At 53.4% G+C, this 1175-nt stretch carries 2 protein-coding genes; both read right to left on the reverse strand.

The genetic code is table 11. The features are described from left to right. Positions 1–182: 182 nt before the first annotated feature. On the reverse strand, positions 183–569 hold the full coding sequence (locus NSB25_RS29045; protein WP_016227617.1) for a cysteine-rich VLP domain-containing protein: 387 nt from the start codon (positions 567–569) through the stop codon (positions 183–185). Positions 570–573: 4 nt separating this feature from the next. Continuing rightward, on the reverse strand, positions 574–1095 hold the full coding sequence (locus tag NSB25_RS29050; protein WP_016227616.1) for a DUF5720 family protein: 522 nt from the start codon (positions 1093–1095) through the stop codon (positions 574–576). Positions 1096–1175: the final 80 nt, after the last annotated feature.

Raw genomic sequence — 1175 nt, forward strand, 5'->3', positions numbered from 1 at the left:
ACGATAGCGTCCTCGTCAAAATAGCTCTCTTTCAGCTTTAGGTAATAATATTTGCGGTTGTCTGCCATTCGTTCCTCCTTTGGTCTGTTCTGTGGCTTCTGTTACGCAATTAAAGCGGCTTTTGTGGGGGTAAAGGATAAATGTACCGCCTACCCGTTGAGGGCGGTCAAAAAAGCCTTGATTTACGGGGGTTTGGAATATCCTAAAGCGTGACATTTATCCCTCTGTTTCCGCTTGCGCTGTGTGGCTCTGATTCTTTTCATGCGTCCGGCGCAATCCGGGCAGTATTTCCCCCGGTTGGACTTAGGGAGAAAATACCCGCCGCACTCGGTACAGCGTTTCCTGTCTGCCCGGTGGAGCAGGGCGGCTTCCAGTTTCCCGTCCAGCGGCAGCACGGCGGCAATGAACCAGCGGCACAAGAGGGAATAGCTGATACTCTGTACACATACGCAAGGCTCGCCGTTATCCAGCAAGATACAGTTGCCGTTATCGTAGTTGCAGCACTCATGCACAAGCCGACACGCCGCCCGGTACTGGCGGTAGTCCATGTATGGTGTTTTTGCGCCCATGCCTTTAACGCTCCCTTTCCGGCTTCCTGTCCGGGTACAGCCTCCCGGCGGCTACGGCGGCATGGCTCTTTATCTTGATTTCTCCCCGCCCCTCGCTGGCTCTTGCGTTCTTATAGCCCTCATCAGAGAGGAAATAGCGGTGGCGTTCCCCCGGAAATCCCACGGGGCTGTCGCTGGTCTTTACGTCAAGGACAATCATGTGCCGGGTTTCGGGGAGAAAACGCTCCATGCCCGTCAAGTCATGCCCCTGCATTATCGGCTGTTTCGTCTGTGCCTTTGCTTCCGCAAGCCGCCGCCGGATAGAGTTTTCATGCCCCGCAAGGAAACGGGCTTTGTTGTCGGCTATGAACTGGCTGCACTCCGGCTCTGGTATCTTTTGCAGCTTTTCTATTGCGTTCTCCATGATTACCCTTGTCAAAAGGTCTTTAATCACGGGTACGGTTTCTTTCATGCCGCCTATGGTTTCCGCTTTGGTGGGTGCGGCGTACTGGTAAATCATTTCAAGCTCGCTGTTCGTAAATCTCATTGTGCTACCTCCTGTGGCTGTTTTATTATCGCTCCTGTTCATGCTTTTTCTGCTGGCTCGGTGCGCCCCTCAAAATCTGC

Source organism: Acetatifactor muris, assembly GCF_024623325.1.
Classification (GTDB): domain Bacteria; phylum Bacillota; class Clostridia; order Lachnospirales; family Lachnospiraceae; genus Acetatifactor; species Acetatifactor muris.